General features: G+C 74.3%; 16 protein-coding genes, 2 tRNA genes and 1 pseudogene. 12 read left to right on the top strand and 7 right to left on the bottom strand.

The window, feature by feature from the left end; all coding sequences use genetic code 11:
- Nucleotides 1-5: 5 nt before the first annotated feature.
- From tmpA to BS72_RS26170, 6 genes and pseudogenes are all read right to left on the bottom strand, one after another.
- Nucleotides 6-1706 carry a 2-trimethylaminoethylphosphonate dioxygenase gene (gene tmpA / locus BS72_RS26150; RefSeq protein WP_078901643.1) on the bottom strand — a complete coding sequence of 567 codons (1701 nt, stop codon included), beginning with the start codon at nt 1704-1706 and terminating at the stop codon, nt 6-8.
- Nucleotides 1707-2165: 459 nt separating this feature from the next.
- Nucleotides 2166-2239: transfer RNA gene (locus BS72_RS26155), tRNA-Met, on the bottom strand.
- Nucleotides 2240-2367: 128 nt separating this feature from the next.
- Nucleotides 2368-2441: transfer RNA gene (locus BS72_RS26160), tRNA-Met, on the bottom strand.
- A gap of 37 nt (nt 2442-2478) precedes the next feature.
- Nucleotides 2479-2985, bottom strand: a complete 507-nt coding sequence (locus BS72_RS40050; protein WP_407639064.1) for a hypothetical protein — start codon at nt 2983-2985, stop codon at nt 2479-2481.
- Between the two features lie 149 nt (nt 2986-3134).
- Nucleotides 3135-3527, bottom strand: a pseudogene (locus BS72_RS40055) (ornithine cyclodeaminase family protein); the annotation flags it as partial.
- A 207-nt stretch (nt 3528-3734) separates the two neighbouring features.
- Nucleotides 3735-4496 (bottom strand): IclR family transcriptional regulator, encoded by a 762-nt coding sequence (locus tag BS72_RS26170; protein WP_037914101.1) that lies wholly within the window; start codon nt 4494-4496, stop codon nt 3735-3737.
- A gap of 172 nt (nt 4497-4668) precedes the next feature.
- On the opposite strand from BS72_RS26170, the gene BS72_RS26175 reads away from it, so the two are divergent.
- The 5 genes from BS72_RS26175 (at nt 4669) to BS72_RS26195 (ending at nt 11908) form a co-directional block, all read left to right on the top strand.
- Nucleotides 4669-6066, top strand: coding sequence for an amidohydrolase family protein (locus tag BS72_RS26175; protein WP_063836139.1), 1398 nt, complete (start codon nt 4669-4671; stop codon nt 6064-6066).
- Nucleotides 6063-7127, top strand: a complete 1065-nt coding sequence (locus BS72_RS26180) for a dipeptidase (protein WP_037914104.1) — start codon at nt 6063-6065, stop codon at nt 7125-7127. Before BS72_RS26175 ends, BS72_RS26180 begins: the two co-directional genes overlap by 4 nt.
- A gap of 179 nt (nt 7128-7306) precedes the next feature.
- Nucleotides 7307-8047: a DUF6461 domain-containing protein gene (locus BS72_RS32805; protein ID WP_157856332.1), complete on the top strand. Its 741-nt coding sequence runs from the start codon at nt 7307-7309 to the stop codon at nt 8045-8047.
- Between the two features lie 358 nt (nt 8048-8405).
- A complete protein-coding gene (locus tag BS72_RS26190) occupies nt 8406-9638 on the top strand; it encodes a glycosyltransferase family 29 protein (protein ID WP_051951717.1) in 1233 nt (410 codons plus the stop codon).
- Nucleotides 9635-11908, top strand: a complete 2274-nt coding sequence (locus BS72_RS26195) for a polysaccharide pyruvyl transferase family protein (RefSeq protein WP_037914107.1) — start codon at nt 9635-9637, stop codon at nt 11906-11908. Before BS72_RS26190 ends, BS72_RS26195 begins: the two co-directional genes overlap by 4 nt.
- A 31-nt stretch (nt 11909-11939) precedes the next feature.
- Here the strand turns inward: BS72_RS26195 and BS72_RS26200 are convergent, their stop codons facing one another.
- A complete protein-coding gene (locus BS72_RS26200) occupies nt 11940-12497 on the bottom strand; it encodes a DUF1697 domain-containing protein (protein WP_037914109.1) in 558 nt (185 codons plus the stop codon).
- A 435-nt stretch (nt 12498-12932) separates the two neighbouring features.
- On the opposite strand from BS72_RS26200, the gene BS72_RS39645 reads away from it, so the two are divergent.
- The 7 genes from BS72_RS39645 to BS72_RS26235 all read left to right on the top strand — a co-directional run bounded on the left by BS72_RS39645 (nt 12933) and on the right by BS72_RS26235 (nt 22447).
- On the top strand, nt 12933-14663 hold the full coding sequence (locus tag BS72_RS39645; protein ID WP_063836140.1) for an AAA family ATPase: 1731 nt from the start codon (nt 12933-12935) through the stop codon (nt 14661-14663).
- The gene (locus BS72_RS26210; protein WP_037914111.1) at nt 14660-15001 is read left to right on the top strand and encodes a nucleotide pyrophosphohydrolase; all 342 of its coding nucleotides are present in this window, start codon (nt 14660-14662) and stop codon (nt 14999-15001) included. The genes BS72_RS39645 and BS72_RS26210 overlap by 4 nt, the downstream gene beginning before the upstream one ends.
- 178 nt (nt 15002-15179) lie before the next feature.
- A complete protein-coding gene (locus BS72_RS32810; RefSeq protein ID WP_051951719.1) occupies nt 15180-15704 on the top strand; it encodes a DUF6099 family protein in 525 nt (174 codons plus the stop codon).
- Nucleotides 15705-15729: 25 nt separating this feature from the next.
- Entirely contained in the window at nt 15730-16650 is a 921-nt protein-coding gene (locus tag BS72_RS26220; RefSeq protein WP_037914112.1) for an LLM class F420-dependent oxidoreductase, read from the top strand.
- 6 nt (nt 16651-16656) lie between these two features.
- Nucleotides 16657-17604 (top strand): homocysteine S-methyltransferase, encoded by a 948-nt coding sequence (gene mmuM, locus BS72_RS26225; protein WP_078901645.1) that lies wholly within the window; start codon nt 16657-16659, stop codon nt 17602-17604.
- 318 nt (nt 17605-17922) lie between these two features.
- Nucleotides 17923-19638, top strand: coding sequence for a 3' terminal RNA ribose 2'-O-methyltransferase Hen1 (locus BS72_RS26230; protein WP_078901646.1), 1716 nt, complete (start codon nt 17923-17925; stop codon nt 19636-19638).
- Between the two features lie 253 nt (nt 19639-19891).
- A complete protein-coding gene (locus BS72_RS26235) occupies nt 19892-22447 on the top strand; it encodes a polynucleotide kinase-phosphatase (protein ID WP_037914113.1) in 2556 nt (851 codons plus the stop codon).
- Nucleotides 22448-22655 lie beyond the last annotated feature (208 nt).

The following is a 22655-nucleotide window of genomic DNA, read 5'->3' on the forward strand; positions in this document are numbered from 1 at the left end:
TGCCGCTAACCGCGCGCGAGCGAGGTGAGCAGCGGGAGGAAGCTCGCGAAGTCACCGGTGTCGGCGCCGAGTTCCTTGGCCTGCTCGTCCCAGCGGCGTACGGCGACCGCGTCGGCCGCGTACGGGAGGCGGGCGAAGGTGGCGGCCTCCGCGGCGGTCATCGGGCCGCCCTGCACCTGGAGGGTGTGCTCCGACGCGGCGGACAGGCCCGCGCGGTAGTCGGGCTCGACCGCGCAGAGGTAGCGCTTCGCGGCCACGTGCAGCCGCACCGGCTCGGTGACGTCCGGGCCGAACCAGCGGGCCAGCAGGTCCGCGCCGGTGTGGCTGTGCCGGTTGTCGGTGCCGGCCATCAGCTCCTCGCCCGTCACCGGACCGCTGAAGTGCCCGACGTCGTGCAGGAGCGCGGCGGCCACCAGGTGCGGCGGGGCGCCGGCGTCCCGGGCGAGCGCGCCGGCCTGGAGCATGTGCTCGGCCATGGTGACCTGTTCACCCAGGTACGCCTCCGCCCCGGGCCCCTCGAACAGCTCCGCCAGGAGGTCCAGCGGGTCGGCCCGCCGCAGCACGGCGAGCGAACTCGCCAGTCCGTCCAGGTCCGCGTACGCGCCCTGCAGATGCCGGGAGCCGTTCTGCTCGAACTCCGTACGGGCGTGCAGCAGGCGGGTGTTGTCGAAGACCAGGCAGTCGCCCGGGGCGAGCCGGAAGTCGAGCTGGAGCCCGGGACGGAGCAGGAGTTCACCGAAGGCGCGGTAGGCGGCGTAGAACGCGTCGAGTTCGGCCGCGGGCAGCCGCAGCGTGCCGATCGAGCGGTTGTTGAACCGGACCTCGCGGATCCGCCCGTGCGGGTCGACCTCGATCAGCGGCCGGTCCGCGCGCAGTTCGGTCCGGTCGTCGCGGAAGACGAACGGTACGGGCGTGCGGGCCAGCACCTCGAACGCCGCCGGGTCCTCCTCCCGCAGCAGCGCCGCCGCCGCGAACCCGTCGACGAGCCCCGAGTCGCCGCCCGACGCGGAGTTCTCCAGGCAGTGCAGCAGCTGGAGGGTGGGAACCGGGTCCCGGTAGGGGTTGTCCGTGTGCGGGGTGATCCGCGCCGAGGTGAAGGCGAGGTTGTTCGGATCGGGCTCGACCCTGACGTCGAAGACCGTGCCGTAGTTGGTCTCCCGGACGAAGCCGAACGTCTCGGCGACCGCCACCACCTGGCCCTCCTGCCGGGGCACGTCCCGCAGCAGTGCGAACCCCAGCCGCAGCACCGCCTCCAGCATCCGGGCCCGCTCCACCGGATCGGTGCGGTAGGCCGCCCAGTCGGCCTCCGGTACGCGCCCCGCCAGATCCGCCGCCCGCCACAGCTCCTTGCCCGCCTCGGTCCGCCGGTCCCCGGCGCCGCCGGACAGCCCGGGCCGGTTGGCGTCCAGCCAGGCCACGGAGAACAGCGACACATGGCCGTCCGGCTCCCACCGGACCTCCACCGACGGCGTCCCCTCGTCGTCGGCCTCGGCCACCGCCCCCACCGCCAGCCCGGCCGGCAACTCCGTGATCTGGAACAGCTTCTGTCCGGACCGCGGGTCCCGGCACTCCTCGCACGGGCAGTTGTCCCGCAGCCACGCGGCCGGCGCTTCCGTGACCCTCCCGACCCCGGCGGTCGGCGTGACCTCCGGTGCCGCGACGGCCTCCACCGCTTCGACCGATCCAGTACCCACAGCACTCTTCATCGTTCGCCCAGCATCTTCCGCTCGAAAGTTGTACAGCCAACTTCGCCCGGCCTGGTGAGCGGCAGACCACTGCCAGGCAACGCCCGGAAGAACCCCGGCTCTACAACCACGCCTCCGCCGGTCCACCGGTCCGCCCGCCGGGCCGTCCGCTGCTCGACAGCCGCTCGACGGCGGCCGACGGCTGACGGTCGCCCGGGTGGCGTGGAACGGGCGGAGGGGTTGTCCTCTCACCGTGCTTCGGGCGCCGGCACCGTCCCGTCGGACCTTCGGGCCGCCCCGGAAACCGGCCGGATTCCGTGTGCGGGCTCCGCGGCGGTGGTCCGGCGGCCGGCCGGGAAGCACGCGCCGGTCCGGGACGGCTGCGCGTGGAGGTGTCAGCGACATCGCGGGCGGTCGCGGAATGCCCCGCAACGAGAAATCCCCCCGGCGCGAGTGCGCCGGGGGGATTTTCCGTGTGAGTAGCGGGGACAGGATTTGAACCTGCGACCTCTGGGTTATGAGCCCAGCGAGCTACCGAGCTGCTCCACCCCGCGTCGTTGTGGTGTCAGTCTACGGCATGGCGGGCCGGTGTACGGACACCCCGGGATCGTGGACATCCCGGGTATTCCCGCAACGAAGAATCCCCCCGGCGCGAGTGCGCCGGGGGGATTCTTCGTGTGAGTAGCGGGGACAGGATTTGAACCTGCGACCTCTGGGTTATGAGCCCAGCGAGCTACCGAGCTGCTCCACCCCGCGTCGTTGTGATCTCAGCCTACGGCATGGCGGGCCGGGATCACAAACGAGTACCGCCCGGCTCGCCCGCCGGAGCTCCGAGGGGTTCGGCGGGCGTGGTGGCGTCCCGTACGACCCGGGCGGCGGCGACGTCGAGGGCGGCGTGGCCGGTGGACTTGAACAGGGTCAGCTCGGAGGCGTCGCGGCGCCCCGGGTGCGAGCCGGCGAGTACGGCGCCGAGCAGGGTGACCCGGGCGGGAGCGATCCCCCGCAGCTCGTGGGCGCCGGCCGGCGGCGGCGAGGAGGCGGCGCCCTCCCACTCGGCGAAGAGGGTCGCGTCGCGGACGGTGGCCGCGTCCACCTCCGGACCGTGGGAGCCGCCGACGGAGCTGACGTGGGCGCCGGAACGGAGCCAGGCGCGGTCGAGGACGGGCTCGCGGGCGGCGGTGCAGCACAGGACGGCGTCGGCCGCGCGGACGGCCTCCTCGATCGACGTGACCGCGGTGACGCCGTGGCGCTCGGCCAGCGCGCGGGTGCGGCCCGGGTCCCGCCCGGCGACGGTGACCAGCGGTGCCGCGGCTGCGGTCGGCGTCGCGGCGGTCGGTGTCGCGGCGGTCGGCCAGGGGCGGCGGCGGGCTGCGGGGGAGCCCTCGGGGCACTGAACACGGCCGAGAGCAGGGTGAGTTGGGCGTCGGCCTGGGCGCCGGTGCCGATCACCGTGATGCGGGCGGTGTCCGGGCGGGCCAGGGCCAGCAGGGCGGCGGTCGCGGTGGCGGCGGTGCGCAGGGCGGTCAGCGGCTCGGCGTCGACCAGGGCGAGCGGACGGCCGTCCGTCTCGTCGAACAGGGCGACGACACCCTGGTGGGCCGTGCGTCCGGGGCGGGCCGGGTCGTTGAAGACGCTGACCAGCTTGGCGGCCAGCCCGAGCCCGGGCACGTAGGCGGGCATCGTCCCGAGCAGACCGTGCGGTCCGGACGCGGCGATCCGGGGCGGCGCGGAGACGGTCCCCGCGGCGACGGCGGTCAGCGCCGTGCTGACCGCTTCGAGGAGCCGCAGCGGGTCGAGCGCCGCCAGTGTGGCGTCGTGGTCGAGGACGGTCAGCTCGGACATGGGACTCCAGAGGGGGCGTCGGCGTGGTGTGCGGGCCGCGGCGCGGCGGGCGAGGGGCGCTGGACCCGAAGGCCGGAAGACGCGGCGCTATCGGCGCGGTCGGCGCGGGGCGGGGCAGGCGGCGGTCGGATGCGGGTCGCGAGCGGTGTGATGGGCATTCAGACGGGCGACGATACAGAGGAGTTGAGGACGTACGGCGTGGGCTCGTCACGGTCGCCGTCCGCCTCCCGGCGTGCCCAGCGCGGCGGCCACCTCCTCGGCGGCCGCCCGCAGTTCGGTCCGCAGCCGGGACATGTTCGGCTCCTCGAACTCCGGGGCCGGGCCGACCAGGGTCAGCGCGCAGACGGGACGCCCGTCCGGGGCGTGGACGGCACGGCTGACGGAGGCCACCATCCGCTGGGTGCGGCCGATCTGGACACCCCAGCCGGTGCGGGCCGTGCGGTCCAGATCGGCGAGGAGGCCGTCGCGGCCCTCCAGAGGGTGCCCGGCGGCGGCCGCGGCCGCCAGGTAGGGCGCGCGCGTCCGCTCGTCCATGGCGGCGACCAGGGCGAGCGGGCCGGCGAACCGGTGCACCGGCAGGAGTTCGTCGCGCAGGTCGCTGATCATCTCCAGCCGCTCGGGTCGGACCACGTCGACGACGCGTGACCGCTCCTCCTCGGGTACCTGGAGGTTGACCATCATCGACGTGGCCGCGGAAAGGCGCTCCAGCACGGGACGGGCGATGCCGGCCAGGGAGTGCGCGGCGGCCGCCCTGGAGAGCTGGAGCACGACGGCGCCCGGCAGGTAGCGGTCGCCGACGCGCATGATCCAGCCGCGTCGGACCAGGTCCGCCAGAACCCGGTGCGCGGTGGGCCGTTGCAGGCCCAGGGCGTCGGCGAGCTCGCTGAGCCGCAGCGGCCGGTCGGACCGGGTGACCGCCTCCACCAGGTCCAGGGCCTTGTCCACGGCGGAGTTGCCGGACGCGGGCATGGAGCACGTCCTCTCGTTCTCGGCGTGAGGTCCTGCCGCCGGCGCTGTCTCCGGCCCCGTCTCCGGCCGGGGCCTGTCGGCCGTCGCCGGTGGCGGATAGGGTGGGCGCCATTCCGCAGAGCGGACCACCTGTTGCGAGCAATGTAACAGTGCGGGTCTGGAGGGAGAACCCATGAGTGACGAGCCCGTCGCCGCCCTGACGCCGTTCGCCCCGGCGCCCGCCGGTGCGGTGGTGGTCTACCGCGGCGCGACCGTCGTCGACGGCACCGGCGCACCCGCCCGCGCCGGGACCACGGTCGTGGTCGACGGCGAGCGCATCGTCCGCGTCGCCGCCGACGCCGAGATCGACCCGGCCGACTTCGACGGCGCCGAACTCGTCGACCTGGCAGGCGCGTTCGTCATCCCCGGCCTGATCGACTCGCACCAGCACGTGGCCACCCCGCCCAACCGGCCGGTCGCCGAGGCGGTGCTCCGCCGCGACCTGTTCGGCGGCGTCACCACCGCCCGCGACATGGCCGACGACCTGCGCCAGGTCGGCGACCTGGCCCGCGCCTCCCGGATCGGCGAGATCGCCGCCCCGGACCTGTACTACGCGGCGCTGATGGCCGGCCCGACCTTCTTCGACGACCCGCGCACCTGGCAGGTCTCCCAGGGCGCGGTGCCGGGGAAGAACCCGTGGATGCAGGCGGTGGACGAGGACACCGACCTCCCGCTCGCCGTCGCCATGGCCCGCGGCACCTCCGCCACCGCCGTCAAGATCTACGCCGACCTTCCCGGCGACCTGGTCGCCGACATCGCCGCGGAGGCGCACCGGCAGGGGATGCTGGTCTGGGCGCACGCCGCCGTCTTCCCGGCCCGGCCCGGCGAGGTGGTCGCGGCCGGGGCCGACAGCGTCTCGCACGTCAGCCTGCTGGTCCACGAGACCGCCGAGGGTCCGCTGGTCCGCTACAAGACGAAGCCACCGGTCGACGCGGCCCGGTTCGCGGGCGGTGACGACCCGGTGATCGAGGCCCTGTTCGCCGCGATGCGCGACCGCGGCACGATCCTGGACGCCACCGCCTCCATGTGGCGCCGGATAGCCGACAGCAGCGGGGACGCCGGGGAGCCGCGTGAACGGGCCCTCGCCAACGACACCGTCTCCGCCGCGCTGACCGCCCAGGCCCACCGCGCCGGGGTGGAGATCTGCACCGGCACCGACAGCGACCCGGACCTCTCGCTGGCCTGGCCGCCGCTCCACGACGAGCTGGTCTTCCTCAACGAGCGCTGCGGCATGACCCCTTCGCAGGTCATCCGCAGCGCCACCCTGGTCGGCGCGCGCAGCCTGGGCGCCGAGGACGAGCGCGGCACCGTCGAGGAGGGCAAGCTCGCCGACCTGGTCGTACTCGACGCCGACCCGGAGACCGACCTGGCGGCCGCGCTGCGCACCGTCCGTACGGTCGTCAAGCGCGGGCACCGCCACCACCGTTCGGACTTCGAGGGCCCGGCCGCCACCGCCGGGGAGCGGGCGGGAGCGACGGGCACGGCGTCGGCGGGAGCGACGGGCGCCGCTGGGACGGAGGAGACGAAGTGAGCATCCCGACCCCTCTGATCGTCAACGCCCTCGGCGAGCTCCAGAACCCCAACGCGTCCGCCGACACGGCCGGTTCACTGGTCCAGAGCAGCAGCGACATCCGGGTGGACGAGCGGACCATCGCCGACGCCCGCGCCTCCGGGCTGACCGCGGTGAACATCACCCTCGGCTACACCATCGGCGACATGGAGCCCTACCCGCACACCCTCGCCGAGATCGGGGTGTGGGACCGGATCGTGCGCGAACACCCGGCGGACCTGCTGAAGGTCCGCACCGCCAAGGACATCCTCCGCGCCCGTGAGGAGGGCCGGATCGGCGTGGTCTACGGGTTCCAGAACTCCGTTGCGGTCGGCCAGGACCTGGACCGGGTGGGGGAGTTCGCGCGCCTCGGCGTCCGGGTGGTGCAGCTCACCTACAACCAGGCCAACCACGTCGGCGACGGCTCCATGGCGCCGGAGAACCGCGGGCTCACCCCCTTCGGGCGCGAGCTGGTCGAGCGGCTCGGCGAGCACCGGCTGATGGTGGACCTCTCCCACAGCGGTGAGAACACCTGCCTGGAGGCGGCCCGGATCGCGAAGGCGCCGATCTCGGTCAACCACACCGGCTGCCGGGCGCTGTGCGACCTGCCGCGCAACAAGACCGACGAGGAACTGCGCCTGGTCGCCGAGCGGGGCGGCTTCGTCGGGATCTACTTCATGCCGTTCCTGGCCGCCTCCGGCCACCCCACCGCGGACGACGTGGTGGAGCACCTGGTCCACGCGGTGGACGTGTGCGGCGAGGACGCGGTCGGCATCGGCACGGACGGCCCGGTCACCGCCATCGACGACCTGGACGCCTACCGGGTCGCGCTCGCCGAGCACGTGGCGGAGCGCCGGCGGGCAGGTGTCGGCGCGGCCGGCGAGCGCGCCGACACCTACCCGTTCGTGGTGGACCTGCGCGGCGTCGACCAGTTCCGCAAGCTCATCGGACTGCTGGAGCGGCGCGGCTGGTCCGAGGGGCGGATCGCCAAGGTCATGGGCGGCAACTTCGTCGCCTACGCCGAGCGGATCTGGGGCGACTGACGCCACGCCGACCTCCGTTGCCGCCCCTGGGCCGACCGCTGTCGGGGACGGTCGGCTCCGACGTTCGACGGCACGGCCTCGGCGCCCCCGAGTCCGCTTTCCACCGGGATGCTCAGGCAGGGGAGTCCGGGGGAGCCGTCCCTGGGGGGATCGCCCTGTCGTCCGAGGTGGAGGGTGCGGTGCAGCTGGAGTTCGAGGCGAACGACCCGGAACCCGCCGGCTGGGAGTGGCTCGTCCGGGGCCGCTACCTGGGATTCACCCTCACCTTCACCCACGCGGTGACACCCGGGGAACTCCTGCGCCGCTACGGCCTCGATCCGGGGGCGGCCCGCCTCGTGCCGTTCGCGGGCATCGACGCGGCCCTCCGGCCTGGTCCGGCCGAGGCCGTGGTCAGGGCGGGCACGCTCAACGGCTGGGCGTTCGCCATCGAGATCCCCGGCTCCCGGGGCAGTGCCTCCGCCACCCTCGCGGATCTCTCCGAGGGCACCCGGACCATCGCCGTCCACTTCGGTGCCAACGCCTTCCACCTGCTGAGCTACTGGGAGAACGGGCAGCCGCGCGAGCAGTTCGAACCGGGCGCACCCGCCACTCTCCGAGCCACCGGGCCGCACCACTTCTGGGACGCGACGGAACGACACCGCACCGCCCGTCCCGACGCCACGGACGTCCTGTCCGCACTGCGAGCGGTAGGGGACCACGTCGGCGCGCACCTCCCTCCCGAACTCGACGACGGCCCCCTGCCGTCCCTGCTGCTGCCGCAGACTGTGCCGCCCCGCCCTTCCCCGGTTCCTCCACCCCCGCTCGTTCGTCCCACGGCGCCGAGGCCCCGGGGCCGCCTGCTCGGCAGCTTCCGTCCGAGCGACCTGGCAACGGGAGCCGGCCCGGGCCACGCGGAGGCGTCGTCCGGAGGCGTGGGGTAACGCGTCCGCGCGCAGGAGCGAACCCGGAGCGGCTCGCTGCAACGGGTGCCCCCGTGGCACGGCGCCCGGGACGAAGAGCCCCGACCGGGGGCGGCTGCCCAGCTCGTCGGTGCTGGGGCCTCTTCTCCTCGGCGGGCAGTCGGCGTCCCGGCTCGATGGGCGAACTCGCGTTCGCTCGTTGGCCCGCAGGGGTTAACCAGGGGGCCATCGGGTGCTCCTAGCCTGTGCCCGCAACGTCGGCAGCCAGGGCGAGAACGGTGGGAGCACCATGACGAAGACTCGCGGCCGCTGGTTCCGGTCGCGCGATCGGGAGGAAGCGGACACGTCCGGAGCCGGTCGGTCCCAGCCCGTCACGCCCGTGCCCCGGACCTCGACGTCTTCGTGCCTGCGCGCCTGCGCCGACCTTCGCGCCCGGCTGCACGAGGGGCGGGACGGCGGGCTGTCGGCCGCGCTGGACGCGCTGCCGGCGAAGGGTGGCGGCGACGCCGCGGGCCTGCTGGACGCCCTGCTCGACGTCGGCCGCAAGGCGGTGGACCACGGTCCCGCCGCGCTGCCGACCGCACTGGTGGTCAGCGCGTGGGTGCTCACCGAGCGCTCCGAGTCCCGCGCCGGGTGGCTGCTGCGCGGCCGGGTGCTGGAAGCGGCCGGGGACACCGCCGGTGCCGTCGACGCCTACGAGCGGTACCTCGCGCAGACCGACAAGGACCCCTTCGGCCTGGCCGAGCAGCTCGCTCCGATGGCGGCGCGGGCACGGCACGAGCAGGGGATCGCCCAGGCGCTGGCCAGGGCCGGCCGACCGGTTCCGGTGCTGGGCGAGCCGCCACAGGACGTGGAGGCGGAGGCGGCGGCGCTGGTCGAGGAGCAGTTCGCGGCGCTCGCGTCCGGCGTGCCCTCCTACGATCCGGCGGTGCTGACCGGCGCGGCCGAGCACTGGGCCGGCCTGCGTCGTGTCCGGCACGGGCTGCCGCAGCCCGACCCCACCCTGGGCGGCGTCGAGTGGGTGAGCGCCGGCGGCCTGCGTGACCTGATAGCCGGGCGCTCGATCTGCCTTGTCGCGAACTCCGGTTCGCTGGGGGCGGGGTCGCTCGGCCCGCAGATCGACTCCTACGACGTCGTGGTGCGCTTCAACGCCTTCCGGATCGACGCCGCCGCCACCGGCACCCGGACCGACGTGCACGTCACCAGCAGCCGCAACCCGCACAACTGGGGAGTCCGGGCGGGCACCCGCGTCATCGTGACCCAGAAGCCCGAGACGTACCGGGCGGCCGTGCGCGAGCGCCTGGTCCCGGGCGCGCAGGAGCGGGTCGGCGACAACTCGCTGCGCTGGCCGGTGCGCGACCTCGGCCGGGTCTGGTCGGAGGTCTGGCCGCAGACGCCCACCACCGGCTTCAACCTGATGTGGCTGATCGACTTCCTGGACGTCAGCCCGCGCTTCGACCTGATCGGCTTCGACTTCCTCGAATCCGGCGCCTACCGGCTGCCCGAGGCGATGGGACAGCCGGCATCATCCCCCGCCGACCACTCGGACGAGAAAGCGTGGGTCATGGAACGCGCCCAGCACGTCAACGGCCTGGTGACATCGCTGCGATGAGCACCGCCGACCAGAGCCCCGCCCCCGCCGGCACGGCCGACGCCGCCACCGCGGCCCTCACCGGCCGCCGCCGGGTGGCCTTCGCCACGTACGTCGACGGTCCCCGGCTGCCCGGCTTCCTCGCGCTGCTGCGCAGCCTGGCACTGTCCAACCCCACCGTGTGCGAGGACTACCTCGTCCTGCACGACGGGCTGCCGGACGCCGCCGTCGAACGCATCCGCGCGCTGCGCCCGCGCACCGTACTCCGCCCGGTCGACACGGAACGGCTGCTGGCCCACGCCGGCGGCGATCCGGCCCGGGTCGCGCGGTTCGCGCCCCTGGAGGCGTTCCGGATACGCGAGTACGGCACCCTCCTGGTCCTGGACGCGGAACTGACCGTCCGGGGGCGGCTGACACGGCTGCTGCGGCTGCGCGACGGACTGGCCGCGCCCTCGGTCCCCGGCGGCGGGGGCGGCGCGGACGGGGTTCCGGCGCTGGACGGCCGGCTGCTCGTCGTCCAGCAGGACCACCTCACCGACGACTTCTGCGCCCGGCTCGACGCCGAGGCGCGCACCGGCACCGCCCGCGACGGGGCCGACGTCCTGGCGGCGGTCCTGCACGCGCGGGGCGGGAAGCCGGTCCAGCTGGACGCGATCGGCGCCGGCAGCCCCCTGGCACCCGCCCAGGCCGAGGCCGAGGCCGCGGACGCGGACGGCGGTGCGGACGGCGACGCCGCCTTCCACGCGGAGTTCCTGGCCCTGCCCGGTGCCGTCCACCACGACCTGCTGGCCCACTTCGGCCTGCCGCATGTGGCGCGGACCGGGGATCTGGCCACCGCCCGCCGGGTGGCCGCCGCCCAGATCGAGGCGGGCGAGTACCAGGAGGCCGTGGACCTGCTCTCCGCCCTGCCGGTCCCGTTGGACGACGCGTGGCCGCACGAGGTGCTCGGGCTCGCGCTGACGAGCGTCTCCCGCTACGACGAGGCACAGGCCCACCTGCTGCTGGCCACCGCCGACCCGGGCCGCGCGGCCTCCGCGTTCTCCCGCCTCGCGCAGCTGACCTGGGTGCGCGGCGAGGACGCCGAGTCCAGGCGATACGCCCTGGCCGGGCTGTCCGTCGACCCGACGCACACCCCCAGCCGGAACGCCCTGCTCCGCCTCGACCTGGACCTGCCCGGCACCCGCGGTCCGGAACCGGTGCGGGAGGGCCCGGCCCGCAAGCAGCTCGCCCACGTCGCCTTCTACATGCCGATGCGCGGCAACGCCGGCGACCGGGTGCTGCCGGAGTCGGTGCGACTGGCCTTCGACCCGGAGACCGGCCCGCGCAACTGGCACTCCGTCCACGCCCACCGGCTCTTCGACGAGGCCGCGCTGCGGCAGGTCAACGCCCGGCGCGGGGTGGTGGTCGGCGGCGGCGGGCTCTTCCTGCCGGACACCGCGCCGAACGGCAACAGCGCCTGGCAGTGGAACGTGCCGGACGACCTGCTGGAGCGGATCACCGTACCGCTGGCGGTGTACGCGGTCGGCTTCAACACCTTCGACGGCCAGTCCTACCGGCAGGAGCGGTTCGCCACAGCGGTGCGCAAACTGGTCGAGAAATCGGCGTTCTTCGGGCTGCGCAACCACGGTTCGATAGCCCAGGTGCGCCGGCTGCTGCCGCCGGGGCTGCAGGACCGCGTCCGCTACCAGCCGTGCCCGACCACGGTCACCCGCCACCTGGTGCCCGGCTGGCGCGACCCGGCCGAACGCGAGGACACCGTCCTGCTCAACGCCGCCTACGACCGGTCCGGCATGCGCTTCGGGCACGACTACGGGCACTTCCTGGCCCAACTGGCCGAGGCCGTACGGCGGATCGGCCGGCACGCCGAGGTCCGCTGCGCCGCGCACACGCCCGAGGACGACCGGATCGCCGTCGACCTGCGCCGTGACCACGGGGTGAGCCTGCCGGTGATCCCGATGTACGACTACGGGACCGCGGAGATCCTGGACGTCTACGCCCGGACTCGGCTGGTCATCGGCATGCGCGGCCACGCGGGCATGATCCCGTTCGGCTGCGGCACTCCGATCATCAGCCTGGTCTCGCACCCGAAGATGGCGTACTTCCTGGCGGACGTCGACCGCGCCGAGTGGGGAGTCTCGGTGCACGAGCGGCACCTGGCCGACATCCTCACCGAGCGGGCCGTCGCCGTGCTGGACGACCACCCGGCGGCGGTCGCGGACGTGCTGGGCCGGCAGGACGAGCTCTGGCGGGTGACGCGGGAGAACGCGGCGGAGCTGAGCCGCCTGTTCTGAGCGCCCCCGGGTGCCGGGGGCACGGAGGCGGTCAGGCCTCGCTCAGCTCCAGCAGTCTGGCGACGGTGTTCCAGTTGCGGGCGGTGGCGGTCATACCGAGCCAGCGGTCGGTGAACCGCGCGGCGAGCTTCGAGTTGCGGATCGAGCCCGGGAGGTGGGCGTAGATCTCCCGCTCGCCGGGGCGGAACTCGTCCGGGGCGTAGCTGTCCTGGTCGAGGGTGGCCAGCTTGTCCAGGGGCGGGGGCCCCGAGAGGAAGACGACCAGGAACCGGGAACCGTCGACGCCGTCCATCGGGAACGGGTTGGACTCCACGACCCGCCGCAGGTCCGTCCCCGTCCGGACCAGGCACGCGACATCGAGGCCCGAGTCGTCGGCGATCCGGCGCTCCAGCTCCGCCGCCAGCACGTCCGGGTCCTCCTTCGCGTGCGTGAAGACGGCGTTGCCGCTCTGCAGGTGTGTTCGCACCTCGGTGCCGCCCATGGCGGCGAGCAGCCCTCGCAGAGTGTCCATGGGGAGCCGGGCATGGCCCCCGACGTTGATGCCGCGCAGCAGCGCGACGTACCTCGTTGCCGTGCTGGGTTTCGTCATCTGAGCAAAGCTAGTGCCTCTCCCGGCCGGGTGTGCCCGGTCGCGGTACTCGTGCAGACCAGGGGTCGTCGGCGGGCGCGCTCGCCCGCCTTGGCCGGGGGCCCCGGCAGCCGGTTCCTCGAACACCTCGGCCGACAGCAGCCGTCGACCGGCGCGCTTCACGATATCCAGGGCGAGCGTTGCCTCCTGCGGGGGTGGTACCGGACAAGGGCCGTCGTGTGCGCCGCGTCACCGGGGGCGGGTGCGGCGGGGCGGGCACGCGGAGCGGGGGAGCGGTCCGACCGCCGGGTTCGGGCACCGGCGATCCGATCCGCTGTCATTCTGTCCTTCTGCTTTTCCTGATTCCATGCGGATCACGCCGGAGATCCCTCTTTCGAATGACGAATCGACAGGTGGAACGGTTCGGCGAGGCAAGAGGTGGTTACCTTCGCGCCCATGAGCAGCAGCCAGCAGCGCCCCATCGTCACCGAACTGCGCCTTTCGGCCTTCAAATCGCATCGGGGCGCCACCTTCGCACTGGAGCCGATCACCCTCCTCACCGGTGCGAGCGGGACAGGCAAGTCCAGTGCTCTGGAAGGGCTCGCGCTGCTGGGCAGGCTCGCCTCCGGCGCCGAGTTGCAGGAGATCTTCTCCGCGCCGCGCGGCAGGGCCGTCGTCCGGGGCGGGGCCGCGGCGTGTGTGCCGCAGGGCGCCCGCCCCGACGGGCAGGGCCGGCGCGGATTCCGGCTCGGCTGCACCACCAACGGTCCGCTGGGCCCGGTCCGCCTGGATCTGGCGGTCCAGGTCGAACCCACCCTGCGGATCGTCGGAGAGCGGCTGACCGGCATCGGCGAGACACTGCTCACCACGGCCCTGCGCGACCCCGCCCGGCCCATGGTCCAGGCCGCGTGGCACACCGCCGGCGCCGTCCCGGTCACGCGGGCCCCGCTGCCCGACAACCGGCTGGCGACCTCTCTCCTCCCGCTGCGGGTGTCCGGCCGGACCGAGGGCCAGCGGCTCGTCCTCGCCGCGGTCGAGCAGACCGTCGTCGCCCTGCGCGGCGTCTTCCCCATCGCGCCCCGGCCGGAGCTGATGCGCGGCCCGGTCCAACTCGGCGACGGACGGCTGCGCAGCGCGTGCGACAACCTGTCCGCGGTGCTCGCCAGGACCGAGGGCGAGTGCGGAATCCGCCACGGCATGCTGGTCAACGCGATGCGCGCGGTCTGCGCCGGCCCCGTCGAGGGACTGACCGCCATCCCGGCGCGCCTCGCGTCCGCGGCCCGGCAGCCCACCGTCGACGGGGTGATCGCGGCCGTGGACCGCGGTGCGGAGGGCAAGGTCCCGATCGACCGGCTCGGCGACGGCGAGCTGCGCTTTCTCGCGCTCGCGCTCGTCCTTCTCACCGGCCCCGGTGTGCTCGACGTCGACACGAGCACGGAACTCCTGCCGGCCGGGCAGGTTCTGACGGTCGTGGCGGACGGCCTGGACCTCGGTGTCGACCGCCGGCAGGCGGCCGAACTGCTCCGGCTGGCCCGGGTCGCGGCGGCGCGCGGCCACATCCGCCTGCTCGCCACGGTCCAGGACCCGGAGTGCGCGGGTGACGAGGAGGGGGTGTCGCTGGAGGTCGTCGGTGAGGACGCGGTCGGGACACCGACCGGGCTGCGGCGTGGCGGCGAGCACCGGGTACCGGTCCAAGCGAGGCCGAACGGCCTGGACGCCTCCGGTCGCGGGGCGCCCGACACCACGACGCCGGCTGGTTCGGCGCCCGCGGCCACCCTGCCGGCCGCGCGGTCCGGCGTCGTCGCGGCGGGCGGAGAGACCGGCGGCGGTGGACGACCACCCGCCCGAGAAGGCGCGGAACCGCGGTCGGCGGTGCGGGAGGTGGACGGGGAAGGCACCGCGCGGGGTGCGGACGTCGACATGCCCGTGGAGGAACGGCCCGCCTCCGACCGCCCGGGCCGTGTCGGAGCCGCGGCTCCGACCCAGGAGGCCCAGGCGTGGGAGCTTCCGTGGTGGGAGGCGGACGGCGCCGCTGCCCCGGTGGCCGCGCCGGCCGGGGCCGCTTCCGACGGCCACCGCGCGGGGCCGCGCGGGGCGGCCGGCGGGAAGGAAGCCGAAGAACGCGGCGGCTTCGGATCCACCCGGGTCGTCGGCACACCTGGCGGTGCGGTAGACCGGTCGGTGTGACCGACGCACCCGATCTCACCGCACTCCAGCGGCGCCTGGTGGAATTCGCCGCCGCGCGTCGCTGGCAGCCCTTCCACACGCCGAAGAACCTCGCCGCCGCGCTCAGCGTGGAGGCATCCGAACTGCTGGAGATCTTCCAGTGGCTGACCCCGGAGCAGTCCGCCTCCGTCATGGCCGACGCCGCCACCGCCTTTCGGGTCGAGGACGAGGTCGCGGACGTGCTCGCGTACCTGCTCCAGTTCTGCGCCGTACTCGACATCGACGTGCTGGCGGCTCTTGACGCGAAGATCGACCGCAACGAGCTGCGCTTTCCCCGCCGGGATCACCCGGTCGAGTGACGGGTTATCCACAGGTGCCGGGGAGATCTGGAGTGCGCTGAGCATCAGTCGGCGGAGTTATCCACAGATTTCCGCTGATTTTCGCGCAGCCCCCCACGGGCCGTCCGATCTCTGTCACCGTGAGTCACGGAGATCGCGACGGCAACGGGCCGTCGCACAGAGGTGGAAGGTGCGGGCCATGGACGCGACGCGACTGGTTGCACAGGCGGAGCGAGTGTTGGGCGGCGATCCGCAGCCCGAGGAGGTCATCGCGGAGGCGTGGCACGCGTACGAGCTGACGGAGGCGGTCGTACGGATGGTGCGCGGCCGGCAGGCCCCCTATCTGCGAGAAAGCGTCGCTGGGGCCCGCGGTGTCCGCGGAGAGGACTCGGTGTCCATCCCGGGGCAGCCCGCCGGGCGGGTCGGGGGTGTGCCGCCGTCACTGGCGGAGCTGCTGCCGCCGGCCGAGACCTTCGGCGGGGGGCGGACGGCGGTCCTCACCGGGGCGGGAGCTTCCCGGGTGGCACAGCTGACCACGGTGCGTCACCCCGAACGCGCACTGGCGGCTCTGGACGCGCTGCTCGTAGGGATCGGGCGGGCGCTGATCGGCCTGATCGGCACGGCCGCCGACGAACAGGCCTATTGGCAGTGCGTCGAAGCCCTGGACGCGGTGGAGGAGGCCAATGACCAGCTCCGCTCCCTGGGGCGTGGCGGCCCGGGATGAGGGTGGGCTGGTGCAGGATGGAGATATGGATCTTCGTATCTTCACTGAGCCTCAGCAGGGGGCGAGCTACGACACGCTACTGGCGGTGGCCAAAGCGGCAGAGGAGCTCTCCTACGACGCCTTTTTCCGATCGGACCACTACCTGACCATGGGTGGTGACGGGCTGCCCGGCCCGACGGACGCATGGATCACGCTCGCGGGCCTGGCCCGGGAGACGAAGCGCATCAGGCTCGGCACCCTGATGACCGCGGGCACCTTCCGGCTGCCCGGCGTCCTGGCCATCCAGGTGGCGCAGGTCGACCAGATGTCGGGTGGACGCGTCGAGTTCGGGCTCGGCGCGGGATGGTACGAGGCGGAGCACACCGCCTACGGCATCCCCTTCCCGAAGGAGAAGTTCGGACGGCTGGAGGAGCAGCTGGCCGTCATCACCGGTCTGTGGGAGACGCGGGTCGGTGAGACGTTCGACTTCGACGGGAAGTTCTACCAGCTGAAGGATTCGCCGGCACTGCCCAAGCCGGCACAGGCCAAGGTGCCGGTGCTGGTGGGCGGGATGGGCGCGAAGCGCACACCGGAGCTGGCGGCACGGTACGCGGCGGAGTTCAACGCGCCGTTCGCGTCGGTGGAGGACAGCGCCAAGCAGTTCGACCGGGTGCGCGCCGCGGTCAGGGCCGCCGGTCAGGCCGAGGGCGATCTGGTGTACTCCAACGCCCTCGTGGCGGCGGTGGGCAAGGACGACGCCGAGGTCGCCAGGCGGGCGGGGGCGATCGGCCGTGAGGTCGACGAACTGAAGGAGAACGGGCTCGCGGGCTCGCCCGCCGAGGTGGTCGACAAGATCGGCCGGTACGCCGAGGCGGGCGCCACCCGCGTCTACCTCCAGATCCTCGACCTGGGCGACCTGGACCACCTGGAGCTGATCGCCTCGCAGGTCAAGCCGCAGCTGGGCTGAGGCCCGATGGATCAGGCCGCGGCTTCCGGTCCGCCCCCGACGCCGGCCCCGTTCACGGCACAGGGGTGCGGAAGCCGCGCCCTGGTGCTGGACGGCGGGCTGTCCAACCAGCTCGAAGTCCAGGGGTGCGACCTGTCCGATCCGCTGTGGACGGCCCGGCTGCTGGCGGACCAGCCGGGGCAGGTCCACGCGGCTCACCTCGCCTATGTGCGGGCGGGCGCCCAGGTGCTGACCACGGCCAGCTACCAGGCGACCTTCCAGGGGTTCGCGCGGCGGGGTCTGGGCCGGGCTCGGGCGGCCGAGCTGATGCGGCGCAGCGTCCAGCTCGCCCGTCGGGCCGCCATGGCGGGCGGCGCGGACAGCGCGGCGGTCCGGGTGGCCGCGTCGGTCGGGCCGTACGGGGCGATGCTCGCCGACGGCAGCGAGTACCGGGGCCGGTACGGCCTCACCGTGCGGGAGCTGGAGAGGTTCCACCGGCCGAGGATCGAGGCTCTCGCGGAAGCGGGGCCGGACATGCTGGCACTGGAGACGGTGCCCGACACCGACGAAGGGGAGGCGATGCTCAGAGCGGCCGAGGGCACGGGTGTGCCGGTCTGGCTGTCGTTCACCGTGGAAGGACGGCGGACCCGCGCGGGCCAGCCGCTTGAGGAGGCGTTCGCCCTGGCCGCGGGGCGGGCCGAGGTGCTGGCGGTCGGGGTCAACTGCTGTGCTCCCGGGGACGTCGCGGCGGCGGTGCGGCTGGCCGCGGAGGTCAGCTCCAAGCCGGTCGTGGCGTACCCGAACAGCGGCGAGCGGTGGGACGCCGACAGCCGCCGGTTCACCGGCGGTTCGGCCTTCGACCCGGCGGTGGTGACGGAGTGGCGCCGGGCCGGCGCCCGGCTCATCGGCGGCTGCTGCCGGGTGGGGCCCGACGGGATCAGCGCGATCAGCCGGGCGCTGCGGTGCGAGGGCTGAGCGGCTCCCGGTCCCGCGTCGGCGCGTCGGCACGGGGGGAGGGAGAGTCGGGACGGAACGGCATGACAGGTCCCGGGCGAGGAGCGGGGTGCAAGGTGCTGGGCGCGGGATACCGAGATACGAGGTGCGGATCTGAGGTGTGGGGCGAGGAGAGCGGTGTGAGGTGCCCGCTCACATGAAGGTACGGCTGCGGGCGCAGGATGCGTGGGTGGCGCGGCGGGATGGGAGACGGGAGGTGGGTCGGACGGGCGACGGGATGGACGCGGGGCAGTGGATAAACCGGTGCGGAGCGGGACGGCGCCGTGAATACTCGGACAGGTGTTCCTGACGATCACCCTCACTGGCAAGGCGGAGGCTCCGGCCACTGACCTGGGCTTCCTGCTGCACAAGCACCCTGACAAGGCACAGGTCTTCTCGACGGCCTACGGCACGGCGCATGTCCTCTACCCCGAGGCGACGGTCGAGCGGACGACGGCCGCTCTCCTCCTGGAGGTCGATCCGCCCGCGCTGGCGCGCCGGGGCAAGGGCGGCGGCGGTCGCGGCGGCTCGGCGGACACCGCGCTCGCGCAGTACGTGAACGACCGTCCCTACGCGGCCTCTTCGCTGATGGCGGTGGCGCTGCGGACGGTGTTCGCGACCGCGCTGCGCGGCGAGTGCCGGACACGTCCGGAGCGGGCGGCGGCCGCGCTGCCGTTGCGGATCGAGGTGCCGGTCCTGCCAGCGAAGGGCGGGGCGGCCCTGGTGGCCCGGCTGTTCGAGCCGCTGGGGTGGCGCGTGGCGGCGGAGCCGGTCGAGTTGGACCCCGTCTTCCCGGAGTGGGGCGCGTCGCGTTACGTGCGGCTCGTCCTGGAGGGCGAGGTGCGGCTCGCGCACGCCCTCCGCCACCTCTACGTGCTGCTGCCGGTGCTGGACGACGCGAAGCACTACTGGGTGTCGGCCGACGAGGTGGACAAGCTGCTGAGGTTCGGCGAGGGATGGCTGCCGAACCATCCCGAGCAGCGGCTGATCACCGGGCGGTACCTGGCGAGGCGGTGGTCGCTCACCCGGCAGGCGGCGCAGCGGCTGGAGCTGGCGAGGCTGGCCGACCGGGACGACGTCGCGGCCGAGGACCTGGACAACGCGGTGGCCGAGGAGGTGCCGGAGGAGGTCGAGGAGCGGCCCACGCCGCTGGCGGTGCGGCGCCGGGAGGCGATCCTGGACGCGCTGCGGTCGGCCGGCGCGGCACGGGTGCTGGACCTGGGCTGCGGCGAAGGGCACCTGATGGCCGCGCTGCTGAAGGAGGCGCGGTTCACCAGGGTCGTCGGGTCGGACGTCTCGATGCGCGCCCTGGGCATCGCGGCGCGCCGGTTGCGGCTGGACCGGATGGGGGAGCGGCAGGCCGAGCGGGTGGCCCTGTTCCAGGGATCGCTGACCTATCGCGACGACCGGCTCGCCGGGTACGACGCCGCAGTGCTCAGCGAGGTGGTCGAGCACGTCGACCCGCCCCGGCTGCCGGCGCTGGAGTACGCGGTCTTCGGCGCCGCACGGCCGGGCACGGTCGTGGTCACCACGCCGAACGCCGAGTACAACGTGCGCTGGGAGACGCTGCCCGCCGGGCACGTGCGCCACGCGGACCACCGGTTCGAGTGGCGCCGGGCCGAGTTCGCGGACTGGGCCGAGGGGGTGGCCGGGCGCAACGGCTACGCGGTGCGTTTCGTGCCCGTCGGCGACGAGGACCCGGAAGTGGGCGCGCCCACGCAGATGGCCGTCTTCACCCGGACGGACGGTGCGGCGATCCCGACGGACCGGGCCGCGGGGAACGCCGGGCGCACGGAAGCGGTCCCTCAGGCCCCGGAGCCGTCGGCGGCAGGGGTGCGGGCGGTCGGCGAGCAGTCCGCGGAGGAGCGGCGGCCCGCCGAGGAGCCGTACCGAGGAGAGCAGCCCGCAGCGGACACCCAGCCCGCCCAGCCCGCCCAGAACGTCCAGGGCACCCAGAACGCCCAGGGGGCCCACGACGTCCAGGGCACCGAGCAGGAGAAGGAGGTCCACGTATGACCCAGGAGCACGAGTCCCTCGACGGCTCGCGGGAAGCGCCGTCCGCGCACGCGTCCGTCCCGGCCGGCGGGGGCGTCCAGGCAGGTGCCCCGGCCCCGCAGGACGTCGCGCCGCCGCACGGGGACGCACCCGCCGTCGAGGGCATGGCCGACAGCGGCGGGCGCTCCACCGGCGGAGCCCCGCCCCCGCCCCCGCCCCCGTCACCGGCACCGGCGCGGCCGGCCAGCCGCACGACGAGGCAACCGGGCCGGGCGTGCGGCCGAGCGCGGGAGGACGGGAGCTGGCCGTCACCGACCTGTCCCTGGTCGTCCTCGTCGGAGCCACCGGATCGGGCAAGTCGACCTTCGCCGCACGCCACTTCAAGCCCACCGAGGTGATCTCTTCCGACTTCTGCCGGGGCCTGGTCAGCGACGACGAGAACGACCAGAGCGCCACCGGCGACGCGTTCGACGTCCTCCACTACATCGCCGGCAAGCGGCTGGCCGCCGGCCGCCGTACGGTCGTGGACGCCACCAGCGTGCAGCCGGACGCCCGCCGGGCGCTGGTCGCGCTCGCCCGGGAGTACGACGTGCTGCCCATCGCGATCGTGCTGGACGTCCCCGAGCAGGTGTGCGTGGAGCGGAACTCCACCCGGCCGGACCGGGTCGGGCTGCCCCGGCACGTCGTCCAGCGCCACCAGCGGGAGCTGCGCAGGTCGCTGCGCGGCCTGGAGCGCGAGGGCTTCCGCAAGGTGCACGTGCTGCGCGGGGTGGCGGAGGTCGAGGCCGCGCGGGTGGTGACCGAGCGCCGCTACAACGACCTGCGCCACCTGGCCGGACCGTTCGACGTCATCGGCGACGTGCACGGCTGCGCCCGCGAGTTGGAGACGCTGCTGGCCGAACTCGGCTACGTGGACGGCGTGCACCCCGCCGGCCGCACCGCCGTCTTCCTCGGAGACCTGGTCGACCGCGGCCCGGACAGCCCCGCCGTGCTGCGCCGGGTGATGGGCATGGTGGCCGCGGGCAGCGCCCTGTGCGTGTCGGGCAACCACGAGAACAAGCTCGGCCGCTACCTGAAGGGCCGCAAGGTCCAGATCTCGCACGGCCTGGCCGAGACCGTCGAGCAGCTGGAGCGTGCCGACGCGGCGGACCCGGAGCTCCGCGGCCGGGTGCGGGCGTTCGTCGACGGGCTGGTCAGCCACTACCTGCTCGACGGCGGACGGCTGGTGGTCAGCCACGCCGGCCTGCCCGAGAAGTACCACGGCCGCACCTCCGGCCGGGTCCGCTCGCACGCGATGTACGGGGACACCACCGGCGAGACCGACGAGTTCGGGCTGCCGGTGCGCTACCCGTGGGCGGAGGACTACCGCGGCCGGGCGGCCGTCGTCTACGGGCACACCCCGGTGCCGAAGGCGTCGTGGCTGAACAACACGATCTGCCTGGACACCGGGGTTGTCTTCGGCGGTCGGCTGACGGCGCTGCGCTGGCCCGAGCGGGAGATCGTCGACGTGGCGGCCGAACGGGTCTGGTACGAGCCGGCGAAGCCGCTGGCCGTGTCGGCGCCCGGCGGCGCCGACGGGCGCCCGCTGGACATCGGCGACGTGGTCGGACGGCGGACGGTGGAGACCTCCTGGGTGGGGGCGGTGGCGGTCCGGGAGGAGAACGCGGCCGCGGCTCTGGAGGTGATGACCCGGTTCGCGGTGGACCCGAGGCTGCTCGGGTACCTCCCGCCGACCATGTCGCCGTGCCCGACCTCCCGCCTCGACGGATACCTGGAGCACCCGGCCGAGGCGTTCGCGGCCTACCGCGCGGACGGTGTGGCCGAGGTGCTGTGCGAGGAGAAGCACATGGGCTCACGCGCGGTCGCCCTGGTGTGCCGCGACGAGGCCGCGGCCAGGAACCGGTTCGGGGTGCTCGCGCAGGGGGTCAGCGGGGCGCTGCACACCCGCACGGGCCGGCCGTTCTTCGACGACCCGGCGGTCACGGAGGAGGTCCTGGCCCGGATACGGGCGGCCGTCACCGCGGCCGGGCTGTGGGAGGAGCTGGACACCGACTGGCTGCTGCTCGACGGTGAGCTGATGCCCTGGTCGCTGAAGGCCACCGGCCTGCTGCGGCGGCAGTACGCCTCCGTCGGCGCCGCGGCGCGGACGGCCTTCCCGCCTGCGGTAGCGGCGCTGGAGGCGGCGGCCATGCGCGGCGTCGACGTGGCCGGCCTGCTGGCCCGGCAACGTGAACGGGAGTCGGACGCGCGGGCGTTCACCGACGCGTACCGTCCGTACTGCTGGAGCACCGACGGTCTGGACGGGGTGCGTTTCGCGCCCTTCCAGCTGCTGGCGGCCGAGGGGCGGAGCCTGGCCGGGCTGCCCCACGACCAGCAGCTCGCCCTCCTCGACCGCGTGGTCGCGGCCGACACCGGCGGGCTGCTCCAGGGCACCCGGCGGCTGCGGGTCGACACCGGCGACGAGGAGTCGGTGGCGGCCGGCGTCCGCTGGTGGCTGGAGCTGACCGGGGCCGGCGGCGAGGGCATGGTCGTCAAGCCGCTCGCCGCGCTGGCGCGGAACCCGGCCGGGCGGCTGGTCCAGCCCGGCGTCAAGTGCCGTGGCCGGGAGTACCTTCGGATCATCTACGGCCCGGAGTACACCCGCCCCGAGCACCTGGAGCGGCTGCGGCAGCGTTCGCTCGGCCACAAGCGCTCGCTCGCCCTGCGCGAGTACGGCCTCGGGCTGGAGGCGCTGGACCGCCTCGCGGCGGGCGAGCCGCTGTGGCGCGTGCACGAGCCGGTGTTCGCCGTGCTGGCCCTGGAGTCCGAGCCGGTCGACCCCCGCCTCTGACGACCCGGCCGGGCGTCGATCCGGGGCCGGCGAGGTCTCGGCCAGGGCCCGGCCAGGTCTCCGCCGGGACCCGGCGGTGCCACCGTTCGCCCCTCGCCTCCCTCCCCGCTCCCGGCGCTCACCGGGGAGCGGGGAGGGAGGAGCGGGAAGAGGACGGGGCGTCGACAGTGGCAGGGGCGCCGCGTCGTGGAGGTGATCCGCAGGGCCG

The sequence above is a fragment of the Actinacidiphila yeochonensis CN732 genome (assembly GCF_000745345.1).
Lineage (GTDB): Bacteria > Actinomycetota > Actinomycetes > Streptomycetales > Streptomycetaceae > Actinacidiphila > Actinacidiphila yeochonensis.